This window comes from Deinococcus peraridilitoris DSM 19664, assembly GCF_000317835.1.
In the GTDB taxonomy this organism is placed as follows: domain Bacteria; phylum Deinococcota; class Deinococci; order Deinococcales; family Deinococcaceae; genus Deinococcus_A; species Deinococcus_A peraridilitoris.
Map to the genome: position 1 here is coordinate 2,155,067 of NC_019793.1, position 26,524 is coordinate 2,181,590.

Sequence of the window (26,524 nt, forward strand, 5' to 3'; positions counted from 1 at the left end):
AGCGCTCGTGTCATCAGGAAATGTGTCATCAGGAAACACAGATCCGGCGCGTGGCGTGTTGTGCCTGAGCTTTCGGGTCACGTTCCCGAGGGCGTCTGGCGTTGCAGGGTGCGGACCAGGGTCATCACGAACGCGGCGTACACCAGCGGCTTCCCGAAGCGGTTGAAGCCTTGCAGGGCCGCCTCACCCGTAAAACGTTCGGTGAGCGCGAGGTCATGTGTGGTGACGGACCAATTGACGAGTGCGGCGACCAGCAGGACGTAGCCGAGGTACAAAAAGACCCGTCCGAGGCGTGGAAAGGCCGGTGAGTGCTGATTGGTCCACGCGCCCGACGTGAGCGCGTCCCACACCAGCGAGAAGCCGATGAACGCGGCGCCCATCGCGCCAAACATCGGGCTGAAGGGATTCTCGATAAAGCTTTCCTGTGCCAGCAGCAAGACCCCCACCGTCACGCCCAGCAGGGACGCCACCCGTGGTCCGTCGAGCTCGCGTCGCCGGTGCAGCCAGACCGCCGCACCGGCGACGAGGGCCAGCCACGCGCAACGCACGCCGGCAGAGGGCAGCTCCACGAAAGGCGCCAGCAGCCAGCCGTCCTGAAACAGCAGGGCGCGGACTTCGAGAAAGGCGAAGGTCGTGAGGTACAGTGCAACCGCCACTTGCCCCTGCCGGGCTGCCTTGCGGGCGAACAGTACGCTGGCCAGCGTCACCAGCGCCGCCCACGGGCCAAGGGTCGTGTCTGCGAGCCAGGAGAGGAGCTGCGGAAAGCCCTGCACCCACTGCACCACGCCCGCCCCGAAAAAGCTTCCCAGGCCCAGCAGAAGTGAGACCAGGGCGGTCAGGACGATCATGGCGAGCAGCGGAGCACTGACGGCCATGACAAGCGGCAGCGACGTGCGTTGCGCCTGAGTGGTCAATTCTTCCTGGTCGGGCAAGACCGTCTGACTCCAGCGACGCACCAGCGCGTGGGCCGCAAAGGCAAGCAGCGGCACGCTCAACGGAAGTGCCAGCGTGCCCACCACTCGCGGAGCGTCCCATTCGCTGGTCCAGCCGAGCAGTTCACGCCCGTTCAGCACCGCGAGAACCACCAGCAGCGTCATGAACGCCAGCAGCGCAAGGGCGCGGGGAAAGCGGGTCTCGGCGATCTCCTGAGCCCAGCCGGACACCGAGCGCGTGAAGGTGGCAATGTCCAGGCCGACCAGCAGCAGCAGCACGGCCACCAGATCACCGAGTTCGGTGACGTTCAGCACCAGCCCGGTCAGCCCGAGCGGCACGCCGGTGTTCGACCACTGCGCGATGGCTTCGCGTTGTGCAAACGCGTAGTTGAGTCCGACCAGCAGCAGCATCACCGTGAATTCCGGCGCGCCGCGCAACGCGCGGCGCCAGCGCAGCAGCGCGAACACCGGAATCAGCAGGGTGAGCACCATCGCCAGCACAATTTCCCAGGTACTGCCTGACAGGTTGGACGCGAGACCGACGCGTCCCAGCGCCCCCGACAGGTAGACGCCGAGCAGCACGACGCGCAGCAGCGGGTGGCTGCCCAGTGCGCCCGTCAACACGAACGCCCAGGAAAACGACAGCAGCAGCAGCGTCACCGGCAGCAAAGGCAGTGGAACCAGCCCGGCGGACCCCAGCGGCAGCAGCACACCCACCGAGCGCGTGACGTTCGACGCCAGCAGCAACACCACGGCCACGAGCAGCAGCGCGAATCCGCCGCGCAGCACCAGTCGGGTGGCCCGCTCGAACGGGCTCAGGTCCGTCAGGCCTTCACGTACGTCCTGCCAGACCAGCTGACGCCACGCGCCACTCGCGACACCCCACAAGATGGCCACCAGGCCGGCGACCACCGCACGGTCACGAACGAGGCTCACGGCCTGCTCCCCGTGGAGGTAGAACTTTCTTCGAGCTTGACCAGCTCAAGACCGTGTGGAACGAGCAGGCCTCCGGGAGTGAAGACCGGCCGCGCAAGACGGTACGTCTCTTCTTTCATTTCGCTTTCCGCGGCGCGCCAGCGTGCAAGCACCGCACCGTCCGTGTCACCGATCAACGTGACATGACCGTCGGTGCCAAGGTACGCGACCCGGTCTTCCTGGGCGCTCAGCGAACCCCAACGCAGCGACGAGCCGTCGTGCTTCCAGCGGACCTGACCGGAGGTGCGGTCAAGTGCGATGAGTTCTCGCCCGCCGGTGGGGACCACAACGCTCTGACGGGTAAGACCGAGCGGTTCGAGTGGCGTGGTCGCGTTCGCCGGCAGCGCCTTTTGCCACAGTACACGCCCTGAACGCAGATCGAGCGCGTTGAGCCAGGGCCGGTTGTTCTGAATGCTTCGCACGTACATCACCTTGTCTTGCACGTCGAGCTCTGAGGCTCCGAAGGTTGCGGCTTCACTTGTCCAGATGGGCTCGCCCGTCATGGCGTCCAGGGCCATGACCGGCGAGCTGATCCAGACCGTGCGGCCATCCGTGTGGGGCGCGCCCATCAGGCTGTTTTTCAGCGCACGCCGCCATCGTGTCTTGCCCGTCTGCAAGTCGAGTGCCACCACTTCCGGGGCGGTGCTCACGACGATGACGGTGTCCTTGGTGAAGATGGGCGTCTGCAGCAGCACGCCCCCGACGTCGACGGACCAGCGGATCTGGCCGCGTGTGACGTCGAGCAGCTGTAACTGCTCACGGTTGCTCAAAGCGATCAACGACCGCCCGTCGCTTCCCGGCCGGGCCGTCAGGCCAAAACCGCGCAAGTCAAGCTGCGCCACGTCATGGAACGCTCCAGTTTCGTCCACCCGGTACACGCCACCTTCCGAATCCAGCAGCACGGTCCGCTCGGGCAGGACCACGGGTGGTGAAATGATCGCGGGCAGGCCCGCCCGTGAAGCGCGGGTGGTGCCCTGCCAGGCGGCCTGTAATACTCCGGGCTGCGTGGGGCCGGAACGCCAGAGACCTCCTTGTGCGTCTCCCAGCAACAAGGCGTCTGCGGCGCGGGTCGCGCCGGTCACGAAGCGGGTGTGCTCGCCCGGTGCGGGGGTTCGGTCCAGCACCCGCAGATCGGTCGTGAGTCGCTGCAGCTCGTTTTTTGTCGCGGCGTGCACGGTCTGGTCCACCATGAGGGGCGCGCCGACATAACCTCCGCTGGCGCGCGCGACGACTGCGCCACTCTTGAAGTCAAGCGTCACGAGTTCTCCGTCGGCATTGACCAGAACTTCCTCGCCGCCGATCGCCGGGGTGTGCCGGATGCTTCCTCCACGTCCGGCCGTGGCCTGCCACACGGGCTGTCCTGACCGAAGCTGCAGCCGGGCCACCTCGCCCGAAGTGCTCGCCGCGATGACGCTTTCACCGTTGACCTGCAGGGGCGCAGTGATGGGCGCGCCGAGTTCGGTCCGCCAGACGGCCTGGCCATCGCGCGCGCGCAGGGCGAGTACGCTGCCGTTGTTGTTCGCGAACACGAGCAGGGACCCCGCCAGAACCGGCGTGGCCCTGCTGAGCGCGCCAAGATCGGCGGTCCACCGCACCTTTCCGGAGGCATCGACGCTGAGTACGCTGCCGTCTTCGCTGACGGCGATGATGGCGTCGGCGGTCACCAGAGGGCGGGCGGCCATGTGATCGCGAAGCTTCACGCTCCAGAGGGGCAGCCCCTGTACGTCCAGGGCGTAGAGTTGCCGGGCACTGGACCCGAAGTACACCCGGCCACGCCGTTCATCCACGACCACGCCTCCCGTGACGCTGCCGCCGGGCATGAAGCGCCAGGCCACGCGTCCGGCGTCACCGCTGACCTGAAGTGCCGTGACCGTCTCGGAAGTGTTGGTGACCACGGCCAGCAGGCCCGAGGGTGATCTGAGCAGGGTGGGCGCTTCACTGACCCGTTCACGGGCGTGCGGCGTCACCCGGCCAAGCAGCGTGAACGTTGTCGGAAGGGCCGCGCTGACACGCGTTGGTGCGGGATCAGGGGCCACGGGAGCAGCCGGAGGCAGCCACCCGGCGCGGTGGCCCGCCCGGCCGTATTCGACGGTGCGTTTCAGGCCCCGCGCGTTGCGCGTTTCTCCGGCCATGTATCCCTCGTGCGCGCAGTAGAGTTCGGTGGTGCTGCTCGAATCGAGGGTGGTGCCCTGACTGCTGAGGATGAGCTTGCGCTGAACGCGCAGGCAGTCGCTCCGCCCATACGACGCGTCGGGCGTGGCCCGCTCGATCGCGCCCTGCAACCGGTAATCGAGCTGCCGGTTGATTTTTCCCTGCTGCGTCCAGCGCGCCCCCGGTCTTGGCTGCGCTGGCATGACCCGCAGGGGCGGGCGGTACACATACGTTTCCGCCGCCGCGAGGTCGCGGTCGGCCAGGTAGAAGTGACCGTCGGGGGTCCGGGCAGTGTACACCAGCACATTGCGCGAACCACCTTCCTTCTGGACGATCCGGGCGGCAAGACGCTGGATCCTGACGCCGGCCGCGCCTCGCGCGTCCTTGACCCCCAGATCGGACAGGGCCTGAACGGTGTCGGCGTTGAGGGTGGTGAGGGCCTGGACCACCGGGAGTTCCGATTGGGAGTAACCGGTCCACTCGACCGCGCGTCCGCTCGCATCCAGATTGACCTGCAGCCCCCAGGATCGGTCGGGTGGCCAATAGCGGTCCAGTTCACGTGGTGCGTGCCGTGAGGCGTCCCAGTACGGCCAGACCAACGCCATGCCGACGGCCAGGCTGGTCAGCAGGAATCCCGCGACGGTCAGTGCAGACCCTTGACCATCGCGGGTGCCGAGCGATTGCTCGGCGCTCACGCGGAGTGCACTTCCTGCCCGGCGGTCACGCCCAGGAAAGCCTGAATGGCCGGAACGGCGCTCAGGCGCGTGTAAAAGTAAGCGTTGACAATGGCCAGGGCGCTGGCCCGTACGGCCAGAAGGGTATGGTGGTGTTCCGCCGAAATGCTGTCCGTGATGGCGTCATGCAGGGATTGCAATTCCCGCAGCAGTGCAGACCCGGTGTCGTCCGGCAGGGCACGCCGGGTGGTCAGCATCAGGGCGCCCAGGGTTTCGCGGGTGCGGGCAGTATCGAGCTGCGTGGCGCGCTCGCTCAGTACCCCGAGACCTGCCCAGACTTTGTAGAGCGCGGTCGTGGGCTCGTCGAACAGTTCACGCAGGTACGCGGCTTCATCGAAACGCCCGGTGCAGCGAAAGAGGTTGTAGAGACGTCTGGCTGCCTTACCGTAGTTGGGGGGTGCTCCCAGGTATTTCTCGACTTCTTCTTCCATCATGCCGACGTACGCGCTCAGGGCGTCGTCGTCGAGCTGCCGTGCCAGGTGCTCCACCAGGGGGGCGCTTTCGGGATCGAGGTAGATTTCCTGATACATCGGTTCGAGTTGCCCGTCGAGGGTGACGATCTGACCGTCCGGAGTTTCCCAGGTGGGATCCAGAACGTTGCTGGCCCACAGCACTTCCCGGCGTGCCGCGTCCAGCAGCACCCAGTCGAGCTTGCACCAGCCGGGCGCGCACGCGGCGTCCTCCCAGCGGACGTGACGCGTTTCACCTGACTCGGATTGGGCCAGAAGTACTCCCGCACGCACGTCGTCCAGCGTCCATTCGAGTGGCCGGCCGGCACGCACAGGCTGTCCGCGCACACGAAGGTTCTCCGGTGCCTCACCGAACTTCAGACGCGCGAAGCGGTATCCGGGTCCGCTCGAGCAGCGCAACGCTTTTTCGCGCATCAGTTGCCCCAAGACGGTGCAGGCGTCTTCACGCGTCGGCGCCTGAATGTGAACGCGCTGCATGAAGTCGCGGTCACCCGGATAGCGCTGGATGCGTGACTGTGCCGCCGAGCCGGAAAGTGCCAGCGCGGTGCGCACCGTGGGCCCATCCGGCAGGCGAACCAGTTCGCCGATGAGGCGCCACTCGGCAAGATCACCCGCGTCAAAGTCCAGCAGGGCGGCCCGCGCACCAAAGACACCACTCTGGTCGTCGTGCGTGAGTTGATGCAGGTCAGGAGCCTGCATGGCACACAGCCACGCGGCGGCTTCGTCCGCGTCCATCTCGACGCCATGCCAACGTGCGGACTCCAGCATGCGCGCGAGCCCGTCGCTCAGGGCCGTATCACCAATTTCGGAAGAGGAGGGGAGATCAGGGGTGCCGGGCATCTTTATTCCTCCAGGAGTGGGAAGAAATGTCGTGACGCTCATGGAAACGACGCTCGTGTGGACGGTGAACCGACGGGGAGTGCGTCACGGGTGGTCTCGCCTGGAAGGGAGGCCGGGTCCGGGCAGGTTACTCGCGTTGCAACGCCAGATCTTCGAGTGGGAGCGCCGCGGGATCATCGGCGGTGACTTCGAGCGAGACGCTGCGCGCGCGGTACCCTTTGGCGAGCAGCACCATCGGGTAGGTGGCGTTGCGGGCCAGGAGTGGGCTGGCGGTGTAGGTTCCGTCGGCGCCGGAGCGGGCACTGGCCACCATCAGGTTCTCGTCGAAGTTCGCACGGGCCCAGGCCTGAACGTCCGTACCGGGCTTCAGAAACGCCACAACCGCGTCGGGAATGCCTGCCTTCGTGTCGGCGTCGATCAGGCGGCCACTGACGCTGACGCCCGCTTGCGCCGGATCGGGCTGGGGAGGAGCCGGTGGCGTGGCGGCAGCGCCCCCGATGCTGAACGCGCGTTTCTGTACCAGCTGCCCGGCCAGGTAGAGCTGAAGTTCATAGGTTCCATCGGGCAGTCCCTGGCCGGGCTTGGCACCGAGGCTGACCCCGAAAGTACCTTGAGCACCTGATTCCCAGGTGCTGCCGCGCGGATCACCCCAGGCGGGTTGCCCGTTATAGGTCCACACCTGACCCCAGTTCATGCCGTCCTGCAATCCGGCGTACCGGAAGATGCCAGCGATGCTCGTGCTGCCGGTGGGCTGCACGTCACCTGCGCCGACCGCTTCTCCTTGTTCGTTCATCTTCTGGGCGATCACGATGCTGCCGAAGGTGGCGTTGGACGGGGCAGCGGGCGCGTCGTTCTGCGCGGCGGGGGTATACACGACGCTCGATTCCGCCGTCACGGTGTTCGCCAGCGCGCGGGCCTGGGTGATGTAAGGCGCGGCGACGTTCACCATCATGAAGCGCCCGATCTTGCCGGTTCCGCTTTTGCCCAGATCCTTGTAGTACGTGGGAATGCCAATCTGCCGACCGGCCGCGTTGATGGCCAGCCCACCGCTGTTGCCGGGATTGATTTCCGTGTCGGTCTTGATGGCGTCGATGTTGCCGTCGCCATCGTGATCGTCAAACCCCGCGACACTGCCGCGCGTGACGGTGATCAGGTCGCCACCGATGCCGGGATAGCCGATTGCCGTGACGGCGTCACCGACTTTGACTTCACCACCGTCTCCCATCACGATGGGCGTGATCGGCAACGCCTGCCCGGCCAGGGGTTTCGGGCGGTTGGTGTCACCGGTGAACACACCGAACACCTGAATGAGGGCAATGTCGAGTTCACGCTTGCCGGCCAGAAATTTGGCGAAGTAGGTGGGTTTCGGAACTTCACGGTCGCTGACCGTCGGTCCCACCACCAGCCATCCGCGCGGGTGGTACAGTTCGCCGGGCTGCAGACCACCTTCTGCACGCGCGTCCTGGTTGCCGATGCAGTGGTAATTCGTGAGAATCAGTCCGGACGGATCGATGATGGTTCCCGAGCAGGTCGCGATGTCTTTGCCGTGACGGTCGAGCGCCCAGAGTTTCACGCTGGAGCGCATGGCCTGCGCGATGATCTCCGTGTCGCTTGCCACCCCGGGTCCGGGCTGCACCGGATTGACGGGGATGATGGGCGTACGGGAATTCTCGGAGGGTTTATCCGGATCAGGAGCCAGGAGACCGATCACCAGAAGCAGGGCGAGAACGGCGGCCATGACCGCGCCAAAGCCCGCGAGTATTTTTTGCATGCTGAACCTCAGGGAAGACGCACGTCTGCCGTGAGGCGCGCGCGCAGGGAGTCAAGTCGGGGGTACTCGTCACGTTCGGCCGCGAAACTCACGGCGTACAAGGCGCCTTTCCAACGGGTGACGGTGTCGGTGCGGATCATCACCGCGGGCGGAACGTCACTGCCCGCCGGGGCGTCCTGCAGGTACGCGAAGGTCAGGTTCACGGCGTCCTGGCGCGTGCCGTTCACGCGCAGGCCGGCAGGCTTGATGCCCAGTACCCGGTATCCTTCGAGCGGCTCACCACGGTTCAGGCTGTAACGGGCGACGCTGGCGCTCAGCGTCTCTTCGGGCATCAGTGCGTGTGTCAGGGCGGTGACGCTGACGCGTGGTCCGAACGATCCGGCGCGCCAGTCGTGCGCGCTGACCAGGGTGCCTTCCACGCGTTCGCTGCTCCAGGTGAGGGGGACGCTGAGCGACGCCCCGGACTGGGTGAGCAGGGTCGTGCGGTCCGTGGTCGAGCGCATGTACAAAAAACCCACCAGAAGCCCGAACAGGACCGTGATCCACACCAGGACCTCGGACATTGCCCGTTGTGCTGGGCTGGTGTGTGACATGACAGCGCTCACAGCACGCCTCCACGCTGCGTGACGGTTTGTTCCAGCGAACGGATGCGAGCGAACAGAAACGAGAAGGTCGCGAGTGCCACGATTGCCGCGACCAGCAGGCCCAGCCAGGGATTGAAGGTGAAGGTCAAAAAGGGCACTTCCCGAAGGGCGTACGACACCACACCGTTCAGGGTCGCGGCGAGCAGCAGACCGCCGGGCAACCACAAGACAGGCCGCGCCTCGAACTTGGCGCGCCCGAGGAAATACCCCATGACCCCCGCGAAGGACGCGTGCGCCAACGTTGAAATCGAGACGTGCAGCGCGGCCATGCCCAGATTCACGCCGCCCGCCAGAACGTAAGCGACGTTCAGGGAGGTGGCGAAGCCCAGACCGGCGGTTGCGGCGTAGACGATGCCGTCAACCGGGTGGTCGAATTCTGGTGTGTTGAAGACCCCGTAACGGACGGCGGCGTACTTCAGGAATTCCTGCGTGAGGCCCGCCACAAAAATCAAACCGATCAGGCTGGCAAAGGGGCTGCCTCCCACCCAGTCCTGCAGGTGAAAGACGTTGCGCAGGAGGGGCTGGCCGACACCCAGGGCCAGGACTACGCCCAGCGCGAATACTCCCAGGATGTATTCCTTGGGCTCGGGATCCAGACGGTCCTGCCGGTAGAAGGCAGTGAGCCACAACGTGGCCGGGACCAGGGCAATGAGCAGCCCTGCCAGCACGAGCGGCGTGCCGGAAAGTGGGGGGAGCAAGGGTGAAAGAAGCGCGATGAGGGCCACGAAGACCACCACAGCACTGACTTCCAGCAGGATGGACTGCCTGACCGCACGAAAACGATGCATAGTTTCCTCCGCCTTCAGATTCCATGAAGTCCACTGACGCCGCGCTGACGGAAAAGGCCAATTTTGAAGCGGCGAGAGCCTCATGAGAAATTCAGGTGGGCAGCGGGGATTTGCGGTGCACGGGTTGTGGCGCCGCCCTGCCTCTGGAGGGGCCGACGATCACACGATGACGGACACCGCGCTCTTCGCTCGCGTGGTGGGTAGTGGCTACCTGCCAGCAGCCAGCACTCCCAAGAAGTGCTGGCTGCTGGCAGTCAGGCAGGAGCGTTGTGCCTCAGCCCGGTAGGCGGAAGTGGAATCGGGAGGCACAGCGGGCTGCATCAGGGCAGTGATGACGGGCCGACGGCCATGCCGTTTCGCGCGAAGGATTCCCAAGTTTCCGGGAACACCGGAATCAAGAGCGATGACACCCGTCACCCCTGTGCGTGACCGGCACACTCAGGGACGCAGACGTTCCGCCCGGGTTCTTCTCAGACTTCACCTGCCCAATGAAGGCCATGCCGGGCGAACTTGGCCTGGATGTACTCGCGGTGTTCCCGATCGAGAGGCCCCCGCTGCAGCAGTGCCACGTTGCGCTCAAGACGCCTGGCGCTGGCCGTACCGACAATCACGCTGCTCACACCGGGAGAGAAGGCACTGAAACGCAGGGCGAACTCGTCCCATGCCAGCTCACCGGGATCGAGTCGCATCTCCTGCAGACGCAGCCAGTACGTCTCGGCGTATTGTCCGGTCGGACGCTCGGTGTACTGCCAGGCAGCGTTCGCGATGGGCCGCTTGGCAATGACGCCCAGTCCGCGCTGTCGGGCTTCGGGCAAAACGTGCTGGGAACTCCACTGGTCGGCCAGATTGACGCTGGTCTGCACGCTGCCAAAACGTCCGGATGAAACGGCCCAGGCGAGCGCTTCGTTTTCGCCGCTGTACGCCGCCACGCGAATCAGCCCTTCTGCGCGTGCCCGTTCGAGCGCGGCGAGCAGGTCATCGTGCCTGAGGGTGTCGAGCGGGCAGGAATGCAGGTGAAAAATGTCGATGACATCGGTGTTCAGGCGTCTGAGCGCCTGCTCGATGCCGAGCCTCACCGCCTCGGGAGTCCAGTCTGCTGCGCCCTCGGCACCGTAACCCCCCTTACTGGACAGCACGAACTCCTGGCGTCGTCCGCTCAGGTGCCGTCCGATGCGTTCCTCTGACAGCCCGTAACCTCGGGCGGTATCGATCAGGGTGATGCCCAGGTCGACGGCTTGATTGAGGATGGTCCCGACTTCCTGCTCGCTGAGTTCCTGGCTGCCAATCTGCCCGGCGCCGAAGCCGAGTGCGGAGACCCGCAGGCCGGTGCGGCCGAAGTCACGTGTTTCCATGGTGCGCCATTCTAACAAGACACGACCTGGGCGCGGACGGGCGCGACAGAACGTGGCTCCCGTCCGCACGGACCAGCCTGTTCACTTCCGCACCTGAGCTGACAGGTGCGCTCTTGGCGTGACGGTATGTCCCGGTGCTGCTCCTCGCGCGCCTGCTCGCAGCAGGCGCCGGGAGCGCAGAAGTGAAAGAATGACGGACCATGAGCGACCAGCCATCCCACAACGGCTTTCCGGTGCCGATTCCCTTTCTGGAGTTTCTGGGTGTGCAGGGCCGCCGCGCCGAGGATGGAAGCGGCGAGGTGGAACTGACCCTGCGCCCCGAGCACCTCAACAGCTTTCAGATGGCCCACGGCGGCGTCACCATGACGCTGCTCGACGTGGCGATGGCCATGGCCGCCCGCTCGCTCGACGGGCAGGGGCGCGGCGTGGTGACCATCGAGATGAAGTCGACTTTTCTGCAGCCGGGACGGGGAGCGCTGCGCGCGGTGGGGCGCTGCATTCACACTTCGCGCAGCCTGGCCTTCTGTGAAGCGCAGGTCACCGACGAGGAGGGCCGCCCCGTGGCACGCGCTTCGGGCACGTTCAAGTTCGCGGCCCAGCCGGCGGTGTACCCCGGTGCGGATGGTTGAAAACGGCGGTGAAGCGCGGCTGTCCTCAAGTTCGGGATGTCGGCGGACAAGCGCAGGGTAAGCTCGGGTATGCACTGCGAGATCGTCGGTTCGCTTGCCCAGCACGTCCTGTTCGAATTCGAACGCGATGATCAGCTGTGGCTCAGTAACGGCTCGATCATGTCACACACCCGGCACGTCGAGTGGAGTCTGCAGGTACCTGCGGGCCTGTCGGGCGCGCTGCGCCGCTCACTGTCGGGCGAGGGCATGTCCTTGACCCACGCGCGGGCCACCTCGCCCGGTCAGCACCTGCGCGCCGCGCCGGGCACGCTGGGGCATATCCGCGCCTGGGACCTTTCGCAGGGACCGCTCCTCACCACGCGTGGCGCTTTCCTGGCCGCCTGGGGTGAGGTGGACATCTCGGTGACGGTTGCGCGCCGGGCAGGTGCGGCCCTGTTCGGGGGTGCGGGGCTGTTTTTGCAGCACCTCAGTGGACAGGGCACCGTGCTGATTCAGGGCAGCGGCGACCTGCTGGAGCACAAGCTGCACGGTGGTGAAAGCCAGCTGGTGAGCACGGGCCACCTGGCGGCGTTCAGTGCTTCGGTCGATTACGGTATCGAAGCGGTCGGAGGCGTGCGCAAGCTGCTGTTCGGCGGGGAGGGGCTCTTCATGACGCGCCTTTGCGGACCCGGAACGGCCTACCTGCAGTCGTTGAAACGGGCAAGCACGGCCAAGGCACCGTAAACGCCGGCTTTCCGTCAGTCGTGCGCCGCAGTCGCGCCGTGCTGTTGCGCTGCGTGCAGGCGCGCGTAGTAGCCGCCGCGCGCGAGCAGCTCACGGTGCGGTCCTTGCTCGACGATCTCTCCCTGGCGCATCACCACGATGCGGTCGACGTGCTCGATGGTGCTCAGACGGTGCGCGATGATGATGCTGGTGCGGCCCAGCATCAGTTTTTCCAGTGCGCTCTGCAGGCGCTGCTCGGTTTCGGTGTCGATGTTGGCGGTCGCCTCGTCCAGCACCAGAATCACGTCCGGATTCTGAATCAGGGCCCGCGCGAAGGCCAGCAGTTGCTTTTGTCCGCTGGACAGCGTGGCGCCACGTTCACGGACTTCGCTGTCATACCCGTGCGGCAACTCCACAATGAAGTCGTGCGCGCCCACGAAGCGGCACACTTCGATCAGGCGCTCGCGGGGAATCTCGGGATTCCCGAGGGTCAGGTTGCTGGAAATGGTACCGGTGAACAAAAACACGTCCTGCAGCACGAGGCCCACCGAGCGGCGCAGATCACGCTGCGCGAATTCGCGCACGTCCACCCCATCTACCAGCACCGCGCCGCGCTGCACGTCGTAAAAGCGCGATACCAGGCTGATCACGCTGGTCTTGCCCGCCCCCGTGGCGCCCACCAGCGCGACGCTTTCACCGGCGCGGATGTGCAGATTCACGCCGCGCAGCACCCACTCGTCCTGGGCGACCTCCCCGTCGCCATCCTGATACGCGAACCACACGTCGCGCAGTTCCACTTCGCCGCTCAGCCGCGTCAAGGGCCGGGGCGTGGGCGGATCGCGCAGCACTTCTTTTTCGTCGAGCACTTCGAAGATCCGCTCGGCGCTGGCCATCGCGGCCTGTAGAATGTTGAACTTGTCGGCCAGATCCTGCAGCGGCACGAACAGGCGGCGCAGCAGCTCGATCATGGCGACCAGCGTGCCAATGGTGACCGCTCCGTCCAGGGAGCGTAGACCGCCGTACCACAGCGTCAGGGCCAATCCCAGTTCGGCGATGAGGGCGACCGCCGGATAGAACAGGCTGTACCACTTGATGGTATCGAGGTTGGCGCGCAGCAGGGCATGGTTGAGTTTGCCGAAGGCCTGACCGTTGCGCTTTTCGCGCCCGAACAACTGCACCGTGCCCATTCCCGAGATGTTCTCGGCCAGGTAGGCGTTCAGGATGGCGTGCCGGGTGCGGGTCTCACGAAAGGCCGTGCGCATCCGGACGCGCAGCCAGGCTGTCACGGCCAGCATCACCGGCAATGACGTGAAGGCGACGAGTGCCAGACGCCAGTCGTAAAGCAGCATCGCGCTGGAGAACACCACCAGCAGCAGCGCGTCCTGCGCCAGACCCACCAGGCCCTGGGTCAGGAACTGCTGAATGGCGTCGACATCGCTGGTGACGCGCGTCATGAGGCGCCCGACCGGATTGCGGTCGAAATAGGCCAGGTGCAGGCGCTGAAACTTGGCGAACAGGGCGTGGCGCAAATCGCGCACGACCCGCTGACCGAGCGAGGTCAGCACGTACACCTGCGCGAAACGCATCGCAAAGGCCACCAGCGCCAGGGCGCCGTACAGCAGCGCGATGTTGATGAGGTTGGCGTAGCGCGCTGCGGGGGAAAGGTCACGAAATTCACCGACCGGCGCGAGCGACTGGTCGACCGCCCGCTTGAGCAGGCTGACCAGGGCGGTGTCGACCAGGGCAAAAGTCAGCATCACGGCCAGCGCCAGCAGGGCTGTTTTCCAGTAAGGCCGCACAAAGGCCAGCAGGCGGACGCGCAGTTCGTGCTCCGAAGGGTCGTGTTGGGAAGGGGTGCGTGGCGTGTCGTGCGTCATACGGGCTCTGCCTCTTCGCCCGGTCCGCCCGAGGTGGCCTGCAGGCGCTGCAGTTCGGCGTACAGGCCACCTCGGGCCAGCAGCTCCTCGTGAGTTCCCTGCTCGGCCACCCGGCCCTCGTCGAGCACGACGATCTGATCGAGGTGCTGCAGCGCCGATACGCGGTGCGAGACGAGCAGCACCGTACGTTCATGCAGCAGTTCACGCAGGTTGGCGAGCAACCGGCGCTCGGTCCGGGTGTCGACGGCCGAGAGGGCGTCGTCGAGAATCAGAATGCGAGGCTGGCGCGCGACCGCCCGCGCGATGGCGGTACGTTGACGCTGCCCGCCCGACAGGGTCACGCCCCGCTCGCCCAGCAGGGTGTCGTACTGTCCGGGAAATTTTGCCACTTCGCGCTCCAGCGCCGCCACACCCGAGGCCCAGCGTACGCGCTCCATGGGCAGGGCGCGCTCTTCGTCGAGGCTGCGCGCTTCGGGCAGGCCGAAGGCGATGTTCTCGCTGAGGGTGTCGCTGAACAGAAAGGGTTCCTGCGGCACGAAGCCGATGTTTTCGCGCAGCACCAGCAGGGGCAGTTCGCGGGCGTCCTGTCCGTCGATCAGAACCCGGCCTCCTGTGGGATCGAGCTGCCGGGCGATCAGCGCGGCCACCAGGGACTTGCCCGACCCTGTGCGTCCCGTGATGCCCAGGCTGCTGCCGCGCGGTACACGCAAGTTCACGCCGCACAGCAGTTGGGCGCCGTCGATGCTGAGCGTGACATTACGAAACTCGATGTCTCCCTGCACGCCGGTAATCGAGAAGTCGGTGCGGCCCGAGTCGCGGACCAGCGGGCGGGCGTCCAGCAGCCGTCGCAAACGCTCCCACGAAGTCACGCCGCGTTGATAGATGTTGAGCAGCCGTCCGAAATCCACCACCGGTCCGGCCAGCAGGGCGAGGTAGCTGGTAAAAGCCACGTACTCCCCGACGCTGAGGCCTGCACCGAAAATCACCAGGCGACCACCGATCAGCAGAATGGCCAGCCACGCGGCGGCCATCAGAAGGCCCATCACGGCGGGCAGGGCCGCCTCGACGCGCGCCAGCGACAAGTTCAGCTGCACGTACTCCTCGTTGAGGTCGTCAAAGCCGCGCTGCTCACGCTCCTCCAGTGCGTACCCGCGCACCAGGCGCGCACCCGCGAAGTTCTCCTGGGCGCGCGCCGCGATGTCGGAAAGCTTGGCCTGCGCTTCCTGAAAGCGCTGCGAGACACGGCGGCGCAACAGTGCGGCCACCACGATGAGGGCCGGCACGGCGACCGCGATCAATGCGCCCAGCGCGGGTTGCAGCGCCAGCATGCCGATCAGGGCACCCACGGCGATCAGGGTGACGCGGCTGCCCATGTTGAAGCCCGGTCCCAGCACTTCGCGTACCGTCGCCAGGTCGCTGGTCATGAGGTTCATCAGGTCACCCGTGCGAGAGCGGTCGTAAAAAGCGCGGTCGAGGGTGGTGAGGCGCGAGAACAGATCGTGACGCAGTTCGGCCTCAATCTGCCGTGAGGCCACGATCATCTGCCGGCGCTGCATCAGGTTGAAAACAGCGGCGCTCAGCGCCAGCAGCGCAATGGTGAGGCCGTAGCGTCGCAATTCCCCATTTCCGGCCCCGCCGCTGCGCAGGGCGTCGATGGCCAGCGCCAGCACGCGCGGGGTCGCGGTGATGAAGAGGGCGGTCATGACGACCGCTACGGTGCCCAGCAGGTACTGCCGGGTGTGACGGCGCAGGTAAGGCGCGAGTTCGCTCAGGACTTGCAGCAAGGGATCTCCGAAGTCGCAGTCTGGCATACCTCGCCGTGCGCGAGTGACGCCGCGCTTTCCTTTCGCGCCAGACGGCCAAGGCAGATGGCCTACGCTTTTTGACCCAGGCGCGTTGGATGGAAGCGCGCCACACTGGGGCATGTTCGAGCGTTGTTGCCCGAAAGTCACATGCTGACGGCCTGTCATCCTGCCCGCTCAGGCGCGCCCATAGAGACGCCCTCAGGGATGCTGGCCGCCTGGCCGGTCGGGCGGACCCGAGGGTGAGGCCCAGGCAGTCCTACACGATCTGGTTTGCCCAGCGCACGGGAAGCACCCTGCTGTACGCCGCACTGGCCTCGACCGGGCTGGCTGGAAGACCCGGCGAGTGGCTACTGACCGATCAGGACCAGAGCAGTGCTGGCCTGCCCGAACTGCAGGAGATCTGGCGGCGGGGAACGACGCCCAACGGCGTGTTCGGTGTGAAGTGCTCCTGGGACGGGCCACTCTTCGAGCAGTGGTTCGGGGTCTTCAGAAAAGCCAGCCCGCTTCCGCAGGACGCTTCACGCCCGGTCGTGTGGGACAGTGCTTTTCCAAACGGGAAGCACATTTTCATGACGCGCCGCAACAAGGTGCGGCTGGCGGTGTCCTGGTGGAGGGCCATCGTTTCAGGCGAGTGGCACCGCGTGCATGGACAGCCACCCCTGCAGGCTGATCTTGCAGACCGCTACGATTTCGCGGCGATCCGCCACCTGCTGCTGGAAGCTGACCTTCGTGAAGCGGCTGTGCAGGAGTTCTTCTCGCAGGGTGACATCACGCCCCTCACCCTCGTGTACGAGGATTTCGTGGCGAACTACGAGGAGACGGTTCATCGCGTCCTTGACTTCCTGGATCTGGGCGAGGCGCCCGTCCTTCAGCCGCACTACGACCGAATCGCCGACGAGGTCGCAGAGGCGTGGGTGCAGCGCTTTCGGCAGGAGAGCCAGTCCGGCTGGACCAAACGCATCTGGTGAACCTGCAGCAGATCTTCAGACAGCGTTTGCGAGACGCCCGCTTGGTGTACTCAGTGAAACATGACAGAAGAGAGCCACACCGGACAGAACGAAGTCGGACAGAACGCGACAGGGTTGCACACGCCTCGAGTGACCACTGAACGGTTACGGCGCTTCGCGCGCTGGCAGCTGCTGCTGGTCAGCGGCGTGGTGGGCGCGCTGACCGTGACCCTGCTGAACGAAAGCGTGCGCCGGGTGGTGCCGCACGCGCCGCGCATGGACGTCATCGGAGAGCGGGCGCTGAGCCGGACACTTGACGCGGCCGGGCTAAAGCCGCCCCGTGGAAAGGCGCTGTACCGCTGGACGATGCTGGGTGACCTCGTGTCGAACTCGCTCTACTACGCCCTGGTGGGCCTGGGATCACCAGCCGGTGCCTTGCCCCGGGGTGGAGCGCTGGGCCTGGCGGCGGGTCTGGGCGCCGTCGTTCTGCCGCGTCCGCTGGGGTTGGGCCGTCAGCCGAATGAGCAGTCCCCGGTGACCCCGCTGCTGACGGTCGCCTGGTACCTGGCTGGAGGACTCTCGGCAGCGGCGGTCTACCGCTCGATGTCGCGGGCGGAAACCGGAAACGGCTGAAATAACGGCGCGAAACCTGAAGTGCGAAGAGACTGGGAGTGCGACGCCTGAATGATGGCAAGCGTTGCCTGCCCAAATTGGCGTACTTACGGTGGACCAAAACGGATCGGCGACAAGGGGTATTGATCCAGGCGTGTCTGGCGCCCCCGAAGCTCAACATCAAACGGCCCGACCCGCGCTGGGATGAAGTGTCTACCGCTGGGCTCTGTGGTTCGCGGTTACTCTGAAACCGAACAAAAGTGCCCGCGCGCCGCTCGATGAGGATTTGACGTCACGGCGCCGGAGCGCTTCCGTTCCCCGACGCCGTGTGCAAGAATCCGCTTTGCCTGGCGCCGATGGGCGCACGCCGCGCCGATTGACGGCAGCCCCTTCCACTTCAAACTCCTTTCCCCGGTGCTTCTTATGTCCCACCCGTCAGGCGTCTCTTCCATCCTCGATTCGCGCCGCGTGCGCCGCACCATGCGCCTCTCTATCCTGGAAGGCAGCATCACGCAGCTGTTCCTGAACTGGACGACGGGCAGCGTACTGATCGGCTACATGCTGCACCTGGGTGCCGGACCGACCGAGCTGGCCCTGGTGGCGAGCGTGCCCCTGCTCGCGCAGGTGGTCAGTCCCTTCGTGGCGTCCCTGGCGGCCTCGCTGGGAGGACGCAAGCTGTTGACCGTCCTGCTGGCCGTGATCGGGCGTGGCCTGTGGGTGCTGGCCGCGCTGCTGCCGCTGCTCGCTTTGCCCCCAGAGTGGCAGGGCGGTGCGCTGGTGGCGTTGGTGGCGCTGTCCAGCGTGTTCCAGGCCGGCAACGGCACACTGTGGTCCGCCTGGATGGGGGACGTGGTGCCCGAGCAGGAACGCGGTCGTTACTTTGGCTTGCGAGCAGGCGTGCTGGGCGTGGTCGGCATGCTGGGCAACCTGGTCGCGGGGTTTTTCCTCGACCGTCTGCCGGCGCCCTTCAACTTCCAGGTGGTGCTGGCCGTGGCGGTGCTCGCCTCGCTGATCGGTGCGGCCCTCTACCTGCTGCACGACGAACCCCCCATGCACGCCGTGAAGGCCGACCTTCGGCGCACCCTCAGTGCGCCGTGGCGCGAAACCAATTTTCGCCGTTTTCTGTCCTTCACACTGTTCTGGCACTTCGCGGTGATGCTGGCCGCTCCGTTCGTGTTTCCGTATTTTCTGCAGGAGCTGCGGCTGACGTTCACGCAGGTGGCCGTCTGGTCGGCGATCGCCTCGACCTGCGCGCTGGGCACCAGCTGGTGGTGGGGCCGGGTGGCAGACGCCATCGGCAACAAGACCGTGCTGCGCTTCGGCACGGTGCTGGCGGGCGTTGGCCTGCCCGGAACCTGGATTTTGGCCGGCCTGAGCGGGCGCATCGAATTCATCTGGCTCAGTGCGGTGCTGGACGCCTTCGCCTGGGGCGCCATCGGCCCGGCCATCTTCAACCTCGCGCTGGGCAGCGCCCCGCGCGAGGAGCGCACGGCCTTTTTTGCCATGTTCAGCCTTGCCAGCGGCCTGGCCGGCTGTCTGGGTGGCCTGATCGCCGGGCCGCTGCTGGCCGGCTTTCTGCCCCTGGTCTGGAAAACGCCGTATTTCACCTGGACGGGTTATCACACGCTGTTCGCCCTGTCCGGCCTGGCGCGCGCTCAGGCCTGGGTGCTGCTGCGCCGGGTCGAGGAGCCGGGCGCGATCCGGGTGCGCGAAGCCGCGCGCGCCACGCGGCTTCGCTGGACCGGACGAAGCTGAACTCTCCCGTACCCTGGTTGGATGGCAGCTGATTTTTCGCTGCTGCAATCCAAGCGCCCTCCACTTGCGTAAGAGCAAGGTGAGAAACGCGAGGCGGCGACACCGTTTCTCCGGGGTGCTTATGTTGGCAGAATCACAGCTGGCCAATTTGTATTTCAGGACAGGCGCAGCCCTGGGTGAAACCCTGATGGGCATCAAGCGGCGGGGACAGCATGGAGTGCTCGACGTGCAACTCGGTGGTCAGCTCCGCACCTGCCTTGCCTTCGAGCGTGGCCGGTTGAGTGCGGTCGACAGCCCGCTGCTTTTTCCGTGGAGCGTGAGTTTGCAACGCGGCCGTGTGAATGCCCGCGCCATCGAGAGGGCTCAGACGGTGTCAAGCAGTGCACTGGAGATGCTGCGCACCCTGGAGCGTGACGGACACGTTTCGCGCGATGACCTGGCCCGCCTCGCACGCGAGCGGGTCCTGATGGCGCTGCTACCGCTGGTGCGCGCCCAGGACAGCCGTCTGCGGTTCACGGTGGCCGCGCCGCACCGCAACCTGCCGCGTCCCGGCGTGCTCGCCACCGAACTGCTGGCCGACGCCGACGAGCGGCTGGCCCGGCTGGACGGACTGGAAGCGGCCTTGCAGCCCCACCAGCGCTGCCGTCTGACGAGCGGCGCAACCGTGGTGCCCGAATCGCTGCAAGGCTTACCCGAGCAGCACTGGAATGTGCTGACGCTCTTGTCCGAAGGGTTGACGCTGGCCGAAGTGGCGCGGCGGGCGGTGTTGCCCTGGGACGAACTGACCCTCAGTGTCCGGCGGCTGGAGCGGCGAGGCTTTATTCGGGTGGAGGCGAGTTCGTTCGCGCCGCGCGCCGGGGTGCGCCTTGTGCCCGGCGATTTCGCGCCGCACTTCACCCTGCCGGACGTGTCCGGGCGCCCGGTCTCGCTGAGCGCCTACCGGCACGGCAAGCTGCTGCTGACCTTCAACCGTCAGGCCGGTTGTGCCTTCTGCAATCCGCGCACCCAGCGGCTGATCGAAGCTTATCCGGTGCTGCGCGCGGCGGGCGTGGAAGTGCTCAGCGTGTTCGGCTCGACCGTCGAGGCCCTGCAGGCCCACGTCGGGCAACTGCAGCCCCCGTTCACGCTGCTGAGCGATCCGCACGACACCTCGCACGCCGAGTATGGCGTCGGGTACTCTCTGCTGGGTTTTCTCGATCCACGCAACCTGCCCACCATGTTGCGCGGTGTGCGCATGCCGACCTTTGGCCGGGCGACCGATGGAGAACTGCTGCGGATGCCCGCCGAATTCCTGATCGGCCCTGGCCTGCGAATCGAGCGCGCCCATTACAATGCTTACGCGGCGGATTTTCTGCCGATCGAGGACATTCTCGGGTGGGGACGCGCGGGAAGCTGAAGCCCTGAGACTCTCAGCTCAATGAACGCGCACTTGTCCGGGCCGGGCGCAGGCTGCACAATGACCTCCTGATGGTCGCCAAGCGCGAAGAACAGCGGGCGCACGACGAGGAGTGGCTCAGCACGCACGAACTCAAGCAGCGCGGCTGGACGGCCACGCTTGTTCGTGATTTTCTGGGCCCGCACGACGCCACCCGCCCGAACCTGATGCGCCTGGGCAGTCGGCGGCGCCTGCCTCCGGTCAAGCTGTACCGGCGCGAACGCGTGGACGAGGTTGAATCGGAAGAGGATTTTCTGGTGGCGCAGGGCCGCGCGATGGACGCCCGCGACCGTGCCGAGCGGGCGCGCGCTTCACGTGTTCGCGCCCAGGAATTGCAGATCGAGTCATTCGTGAACGCCTGGAATCCGGTCATTTCACCCGTGGCGGTGCGGCGCGGTGCCAAACACAAGGCCTTCGCCGCCCACGAGGAATTGCTGCGCGCCGTGCAGTCCCAGGCCAGCACCCAGCTGGCGGGTCTGTCACGCCGCCAGCAGCTGACGCTCGCGCAGCGGCTGCGCGAAAAGTACCAGCAGGCGCTGGCGCGAGCCTACCCGTGGCTGGAGGCAGGCGGTGAATGATTTCTGCGCCTGGCAGGCTGACGCTTTCTTAGGACGGGGCCTTTCCGGATGAGCGGCGAAAGTCCGTCCTCCGTGTTCCAGGCTGCGCAGGCGGCGCTTGAGGCAGGAGACTGGGAGCGCTTCTTTGCCTGCCTGTCCGACCACGACCTGCGCCTGCTGGCCCGCAACAGCCTGCTGAGCCTGTGGGACGACGAGCAGCTCCCGGCGCTGCTGCACCGGCACGCCATTCCGGCGGAGCTGTCCGGCCACTTTACGATGTCACTGACGTTGCTGGTGGCCCACGCCGAGCGGCGAGGCAGGGCGAAGTACGATGGCGGACAGCAGCGGCGTCTGGTGGGCGAAGTCGACCGGTCGTGCAAGGCGATGCTCAGAGCGGTCCCCGACCTGGCCGGATTCACGGCCGCACTGGAGCGGCTGGGCCGGGCATGCGGGCGAGGCGGTTCGGTCAGTTCGAGCCTGTTTCTGGGAGAGGAGCTGCGCGAGGTGCTGGTGCAGGGCGCGCGGGCCTGGGGACGGCGCATGGAAGGCGGTATGTGGGGTGAGGACCTCGGCTTCGTGCGCCAGAAAAACGGATGGCGGATTCGCCTGCGTGCCCGTCATCCGGGCTGCACGTCCTGACGGGTGTTGCCCCGGGCCTTCATCGTGTTTGTAAGAGTTTCGTCAGACCTCGGGGCTTAACGTGAACGGTGAAAGGCGGTTCTCCTCCACGACGTCCCTCCGCCTGAGAAGCCCGGCACCGAACGTGCCGGGCTTCTTGCTGTCCCGTGCGGGTCGCGTAGCATGCAGCATGACCGATACGGCTTTTTCGGGCGCCTTGCTGTGGCCGCACCACCAACGAACCGTCGAGCGCCTCGTGCGGCGCTTCGAGCACGATCCACGCTTCGAGGCGCTCTTGGTCGGCGGTTCACTCGTCAAAGGCTTCGGACGGGAGGATTCCGACGTGGACATCATGCTGATCGCCACGCCCGACGAGTTCCGTCAGCGTCAGGCACGCGGCGACTACAGCTACTTCTCCGAAGAGGAATGCGATTACGCCGGGGGATACGTTGACGGCAAGATTCTCGACCTGGCGTTTCTGCAGGACGTGGCCCGGCGCGGCAGCGAACCTGCCCGCGCTGCTTTTGTCGGCGCCTACCCCGCCTTTTCCCGCCTGCCAGACCTGGAAAGGCTGCTGCAGCGCATCACCGCCTATCCGGACGACGAACGGCCGGAAAAGATGCGCGCTTTTTACGGTCACGTCCTGATCATGAACTGGTATGTTGGAGAAGCCGAGAAACGCGGTGACCTGTACCTGCTGCGCCACACCAGCACTGAGCTCGCGCTCTATGCCGGGCGGCTCTTTCTGGCGCACAACCGCATCCTGTATCCCTACCACAAGTGGTTCATGCGCCGTCTGCAGCAGGCGCCCGACAAACCGGCCGACCTCACGTCGCGTCTGGAACAACTTCTTGCCACGCCCTCACGCGAAACGGCGCAGGCCCTGCTGGAATGCGTGAACGGTTTTCAGGACTGGGGAATGGATTTCGGTGATGCGACGCGTTACTTTCTGGAGAACCGCGAGTGGAACTGGCGGGAACTGCGCACGCCGCTGGAAGACCGCTGACGTCTTGTGACCGTCAGGGGAGTGTGGCGCACCCCGCGGGACCGGGCGAGTGTCAGCGTCGAACGCGCGACGTGCAGACGTCGACGGGAAGGCGGCGCCCAGACTCGTCAAGCAGCTGTTCGAGCGGCACGCCATCGACGAAAAAGCAGGCCGCCCGCACCGAGGGAAACTGCCGGGCGGTCGCCTGAAGCTGCCCGGTCACCCGTGGATAATCACACACCCCACCCAGCACCAACTGGCCGGACAAACGAACGACGGCATTCCCGCCACGCAGATCGATGCGTTCCACCCGGAGAGAGGAGCGCTCAAACACGTTGTACACCTTTGGTGAAGAAGGGCGCGATTCGAGCAGGGCCGTCAGTGCCGCGCGCAGGGGTGTGCGCGTAAAGGGCAGCGTCCGCGATAGGGATACAAGCCGGTCTCCGCAGCCGATCTGCTTCCCCGGTCCGTTACCCATCGCGGTCAGATAGAGCTTTACTGCGGTTGTGGCCTGGGCAGATGCCGTGACTCCTGCAAGCAGGGTCAGCAGGGCCAGCAGTCGGCGTAATCGGTCAGTCACACCCTCATGGTAGGCGCTGCCGCGTCTGGCCGGTTCGTGCATAGCCTCCTTCGGCCAGGCTCGGCTTTGACCTTCAGACGGCCTGCAGTGCGCGCTCTTCGATGACCCGCCGCCAGACCAGTTTTCGGGTACGCCATGTAAAGATGACCAGCTTCACCAGTTCCTCGGCGACGCGCGCCCACAGCACGCCCCACACGCCGAAGTTCAGCTCGAAGGCCAGCAGCCACGCCAGCGGCAGACCGATCACGAAGGCGCCCGCCGCGTCACCGATCAGCACACCCCGCGTGTCGCTTCCGGAAGGCAGCACCCCACCACCACGGACCATGTTGGCGACTTTGGCCACCTGAAACGTGGCGTTGAGCAAAATGGCGCCAAAGGCAATCTTGCGCACGCCTTCGCCGACGCCGGGATACAGGTTGGGCAGCGCAAAAGCGGTCAGGGCGAACAGCGCGCCGAATACCACGCCGGTGATCAGCCCGAAGCGCTGAATGACGAGTGCCCACTCCCGGGCCCGGCGCTCGTCACCCTGCCCGACGGCCTGGCCGATCAGGGCCGTGGCCGCTGGGACCAGCCCGAACGACGCCACCACGAAGATGCCTTCGATGGTGTAGGCGATCTGTACGCCCGCCAGTGCGGTGGTGCTGAGACGCGCGAGCAGCAGGGCGTACAGCAGGTTCCCGCCGCTCCAGGCCAGCTGCGTGGCGGCCAGGGGCAGGGACAGGTGCAGCAGTTCGCGCAACTGACGCCAGCCGGCAGCATCGGGTTTTGGCCAGGCCCAGCGCATCAGGCCGCTTCGCCCGTAGAGCACCCACAACAGCCAGCAGACCCGCAGCCCCTGCCCGGCAAGGGCGCCCCAGGCCGCTCCCGCCAACCCCAGGCGGGGCAGGCCGCTGACACCGTGCACCAGTCCGTATCCCAGCGCAACGTTGAGGGCTGCCGCCGCCAGCGTGGCGAACATCGGAATGCGTGGACGCTCCAGCGAACGCAGCACGCTGCCGGCCACCACGCTCACGACGATCAGGGGCACTGCGAACAGTGCTACCTGGAAAAAGGGGGCGGCTGTTTCGGACAGCTCTTCGGGGGCGCCCAGCGCGCCCAGTACGGATTGGGCAAAGGCGGCGACACCAAGGGCGAGGGCCAACGTGACGGTCGCCGCGACCACCAGGGCCGTGCTGGTGACACGGCGGATGGTGGCGTGGTCGCGCGCGCCGTAGGCCCGCGCGACCAGAATGCCCGCACCCGCCCCCAGGGTGCCCAGCGTGAACACGCCGAGCAGGGTGACGTTGTTGGAAAACCCCACGGCAGCTACGGCCGTGGCGCCCAGGGTGGCCACGATCAGCTGGGCCAGAAAGTTGAAGACCAGTTGGATGACCGCTTCGAAGCTGGCGGGCAGGGCCAGACGCAGGACGTTGCGAAGGTGGGCGCGGGTCAAGGGAGAACCTCCGAAGGCCACTCTAAACCGATTCAGTGAAGCCGAAGCATCAGCTTTCTGGTGTTCCCTTCAGGACACACACATGCCAGGGCAGCCGCACTTCACAAAACCTCGTGGCGGACACCCGCCACAGACCGAAACAAGCGGACCGCCACTCCTCACGTCCGGCAGCGACGGCAGCTTCCGGCAGTTCAGTACGGTCTGCGCAGCGCTTCCTCAATACGGCGCGCCAGCAGGTCCGCGACCGCCCGCGACGCGATGCCGTCGCCCAGACTGACCTTCGCTCCGGAGTCCAGCTCTGCCTGCAAGGCGTAGAAATACCGTTGCTGGGGGTAGCTTCTACTGGAATAAGACACCGTGGGCCGAATGCGCCTGACGACCCCAGCCGGCCACCGACCATCGACCTGCCTGAGCAGCGTGCGGCCGCGCACGGTGAGTCCGTGACTCGACGCCTCGATTCGCAGGGGGCAGTTCCAGTGCTGAAAGCCGACCACCAGCAGGGCCACGCCCAGCGCCGCGAATACCAGCAGCACAATTGACGGTCCACTCACCGCGCGTGACCCCAGCAGAACGGCAGTCCCAAAGAAAACCGCTCCCACCAGTGCCAGTGTTCCGGCCAGGCTTCGGTGACGGCTGACGGCGTAATCAAGGCGCAAGCCATTTGCCAACGGTGTGAGCGTCACCAGCGAGGAGGGGAGATCAACGGGTTCGGGTGCGGTCACGGCAGGCAGCGCTGAAGCCGGCGTTCCCGGCTCTGCGGCGCTGGGTGTGTCCGGTCCAGCCTGCGTGATGGTCAGCGGAAAATCACGGCTGTGACGGCCATCCGGCCAGTTGAGCCTGAGGAACCAGCGTATAAAGTGCCGGCCTTCCGCTTCGCTCGCCTGACCTTCCGCGGGCAGCTCGAACTGACAGCGCAGGGTCTTGTTCGAAGCGCGAATGCGGAGTTCCTGTTCCCACAGCAGGCGGGTACGGGTGGTCGTGTGTTTCCCACTCCCGCGCCGATCCACATGCTCGCTGATCAGTTCCAGCGCGAACACGTCATTTCCAGGTGGTTTCTCGAACTCGATGTGGGCGATGAGCAGAGAGCCGAGCGTCGGCTGGGTCGGCGAGAGCGTCAGGGTCGTGGTGCCCAGGCGGCGTCGCTCCAGGCGGCTGCGAAGGATGGTTTTGATCAACGCCAGGCCGATCAATGGAAAGATCAGGACGAGCCAGTGCGCGCCCAGACCTGGGCGTTCGAGCAAAACGAAGGCGGCGATCGGCATGGTCAGCAGATTCCAGAACAGAGCGAACAAGGCAAGCGCCCCCTCTCCCTGCCCTTCACTTGACCGAATGCGTTTTTGATTGGCCGGCGGCCCGTGCTCCTTGCTTGGGGTCATCCGTACCGTGTGCCAGGCACCCCAGCAGGCACCCAGACCCACCAGGGGAAACAGCGTGGCAAAGGGCAACAAGAACAGCAGCTGCCCGAAGTGCAGATCACGATTGAACACCGAGTGGTCGGGCCGAGCCGGATTGACCCACACGGTGACGGTCTTTCCCTCGCTCAGTGCCCCGGCAAGCCGCTGACGCTGCGCCTGCTGCCAATTCCCGATGTCATTGTCCGCCGTGAGCCCAAGCCTCGATGATTCGTAGCGTCGCCCTCTGAAATGATAGATGTAACGCAGGGTGGCTTCACCGTTCACGGCGGCGGGCTCGGGCCGCAGTACGTGCGCCGACACGGCCATCCAGTCCCGGGCCGTCCACCAGCTGCTCAGGGTGTCAGCCATGCTTTTGATGGCCAGCACCCCGAACGCGCTGAAAGGCAGACCGAACAGCAGGCAGAACATCAGCAGACCGATTTTGTTCTTCATCGCAAGACCCGTTTCTCGTCAGTCCACTATAGACAGCCGAAGTGCCAAGGCCCGGCGTAATGTCGTGGGCAGGCAGCGAATACCGG

General features: G+C 66.0%; 21 protein-coding genes. 9 read left to right on the top strand and 12 right to left on the bottom strand.

Going from position 1 to position 26,524, the window contains the following annotated elements; genetic code table 11:
• Positions 1-77: 77 nt before the first annotated feature.
• The 7 genes from DEIPE_RS10590 to DEIPE_RS10620 all read right to left on the bottom strand — a co-directional run bounded on the left by DEIPE_RS10590 (position 78) and on the right by DEIPE_RS10620 (position 10,657).
• Positions 78-1,868: a hypothetical protein gene (locus DEIPE_RS10590; protein WP_015235964.1), complete on the bottom strand. Its 1,791-nt coding sequence runs from the start codon at positions 1,866-1,868 to the stop codon at positions 78-80.
• A complete protein-coding gene (locus DEIPE_RS10595) occupies positions 1,865-4,753 on the bottom strand; it encodes an outer membrane protein assembly factor BamB family protein (protein ID WP_015235965.1) in 2,889 nt (962 codons plus the stop codon). The genes DEIPE_RS10590 and DEIPE_RS10595 overlap by 4 nt, the downstream gene beginning before the upstream one ends.
• Positions 4,750-6,102: a hypothetical protein gene (locus DEIPE_RS10600; protein WP_015235966.1), complete on the bottom strand. Its 1,353-nt coding sequence runs from the start codon at positions 6,100-6,102 to the stop codon at positions 4,750-4,752. The genes DEIPE_RS10595 and DEIPE_RS10600 overlap by 4 nt, the downstream gene beginning before the upstream one ends.
• Before the next feature lie 127 nt (positions 6,103-6,229).
• Entirely contained in the window at positions 6,230-7,873 is a 1,644-nt protein-coding gene (locus tag DEIPE_RS10605) for a S1C family serine protease (RefSeq protein ID WP_015235967.1), read from the bottom strand.
• Positions 7,874-7,881: 8 nt separating this feature from the next.
• Entirely contained in the window at positions 7,882-8,466 is a 585-nt protein-coding gene (locus tag DEIPE_RS10610; protein ID WP_169316601.1) for a hypothetical protein, read from the bottom strand.
• An 8-nt stretch (positions 8,467-8,474) separates the two neighbouring features.
• Positions 8,475-9,305 (bottom strand): PrsW family intramembrane metalloprotease, encoded by an 831-nt coding sequence (locus DEIPE_RS22250; protein ID WP_015235969.1) that lies wholly within the window; start codon positions 9,303-9,305, stop codon positions 8,475-8,477.
• A gap of 470 nt (positions 9,306-9,775) precedes the next feature.
• Entirely contained in the window at positions 9,776-10,657 is an 882-nt protein-coding gene (locus DEIPE_RS10620; RefSeq protein ID WP_041230839.1) for an aldo/keto reductase, read from the bottom strand.
• Positions 10,658-10,857: 200 nt separating this feature from the next.
• Here DEIPE_RS10620 and DEIPE_RS10625 point away from each other — a divergent pair, with 200 nt between their 5' ends.
• Both DEIPE_RS10625 and DEIPE_RS10630 read left to right on the top strand, forming a co-directional pair.
• Entirely contained in the window at positions 10,858-11,286 is a 429-nt protein-coding gene (locus tag DEIPE_RS10625) for a PaaI family thioesterase (protein WP_015235971.1), read from the top strand.
• A 69-nt stretch (positions 11,287-11,355) separates the two neighbouring features.
• Positions 11,356-12,009 (top strand): AIM24 family protein, encoded by a 654-nt coding sequence (locus DEIPE_RS10630; protein WP_052326686.1) that lies wholly within the window; start codon positions 11,356-11,358, stop codon positions 12,007-12,009.
• 14 nt (positions 12,010-12,023) lie between these two features.
• On the opposite strand, the gene DEIPE_RS10635 is transcribed toward DEIPE_RS10630, so the two are convergent.
• Positions 12,024-13,865, bottom strand: coding sequence for an ABC transporter ATP-binding protein (locus DEIPE_RS10635; protein ID WP_015235973.1), 1,842 nt, complete (start codon positions 13,863-13,865; stop codon positions 12,024-12,026).
• Complete coding sequence (locus DEIPE_RS10640; RefSeq protein WP_217218442.1) at positions 13,862-15,649, bottom strand: ABC transporter ATP-binding protein; 1,788 nt, start codon at positions 15,647-15,649, stop codon at positions 13,862-13,864. The genes DEIPE_RS10635 and DEIPE_RS10640 overlap by 4 nt, the downstream gene beginning before the upstream one ends.
• A 260-nt stretch (positions 15,650-15,909) precedes the next feature.
• Between DEIPE_RS10640 and DEIPE_RS10645 the strand changes: the two genes are divergently transcribed.
• From DEIPE_RS10645 to DEIPE_RS10675, 7 genes are all read left to right on the top strand, one after another.
• Entirely contained in the window at positions 15,910-16,638 is a 729-nt protein-coding gene (locus tag DEIPE_RS10645) for a Stf0 family sulfotransferase (RefSeq protein ID WP_015235975.1), read from the top strand.
• 129 nt (positions 16,639-16,767) lie between these two features.
• Positions 16,768-17,250: a hypothetical protein gene (locus DEIPE_RS10650; RefSeq protein ID WP_245557528.1), complete on the top strand. Its 483-nt coding sequence runs from the start codon at positions 16,768-16,770 to the stop codon at positions 17,248-17,250.
• 402 nt (positions 17,251-17,652) lie between these two features.
• Complete coding sequence (locus DEIPE_RS10655) at positions 17,653-18,984, top strand: MFS transporter (RefSeq protein WP_015235977.1); 1,332 nt, start codon at positions 17,653-17,655, stop codon at positions 18,982-18,984.
• A gap of 121 nt (positions 18,985-19,105) precedes the next feature.
• On the top strand, positions 19,106-20,380 hold the full coding sequence (locus tag DEIPE_RS22255) for a peroxiredoxin-like family protein (RefSeq protein WP_015235978.1): 1,275 nt from the start codon (positions 19,106-19,108) through the stop codon (positions 20,378-20,380).
• A gap of 71 nt (positions 20,381-20,451) precedes the next feature.
• A complete protein-coding gene (locus tag DEIPE_RS10665) occupies positions 20,452-20,997 on the top strand; it encodes a hypothetical protein (RefSeq protein WP_015235979.1) in 546 nt (181 codons plus the stop codon).
• A gap of 48 nt (positions 20,998-21,045) precedes the next feature.
• Positions 21,046-21,615, top strand: a complete 570-nt coding sequence (locus DEIPE_RS10670; RefSeq protein WP_015235980.1) for a hypothetical protein — start codon at positions 21,046-21,048, stop codon at positions 21,613-21,615.
• Between the two features lie 169 nt (positions 21,616-21,784).
• Positions 21,785-22,600 carry a nucleotidyltransferase domain-containing protein gene (locus DEIPE_RS10675; protein WP_015235981.1) on the top strand — a complete coding sequence of 272 codons (816 nt, stop codon included), beginning with the start codon at positions 21,785-21,787 and terminating at the stop codon, positions 22,598-22,600.
• A 52-nt stretch (positions 22,601-22,652) separates the two neighbouring features.
• Here the strand turns inward: DEIPE_RS10675 and DEIPE_RS10680 are convergent, their stop codons facing one another.
• From DEIPE_RS10680 to DEIPE_RS10690, 3 genes are all read right to left on the bottom strand, one after another.
• Complete coding sequence (locus DEIPE_RS10680) at positions 22,653-23,159, bottom strand: GerMN domain-containing protein (protein ID WP_157448837.1); 507 nt, start codon at positions 23,157-23,159, stop codon at positions 22,653-22,655.
• A gap of 73 nt (positions 23,160-23,232) precedes the next feature.
• Complete coding sequence (locus tag DEIPE_RS10685; protein ID WP_015235983.1) at positions 23,233-24,591, bottom strand: MATE family efflux transporter; 1,359 nt, start codon at positions 24,589-24,591, stop codon at positions 23,233-23,235.
• A gap of 191 nt (positions 24,592-24,782) precedes the next feature.
• Positions 24,783-26,438, bottom strand: a complete 1,656-nt coding sequence (locus DEIPE_RS10690; protein ID WP_015235984.1) for a DUF3592 domain-containing protein — start codon at positions 26,436-26,438, stop codon at positions 24,783-24,785.
• Positions 26,439-26,524 lie beyond the last annotated feature (86 nt).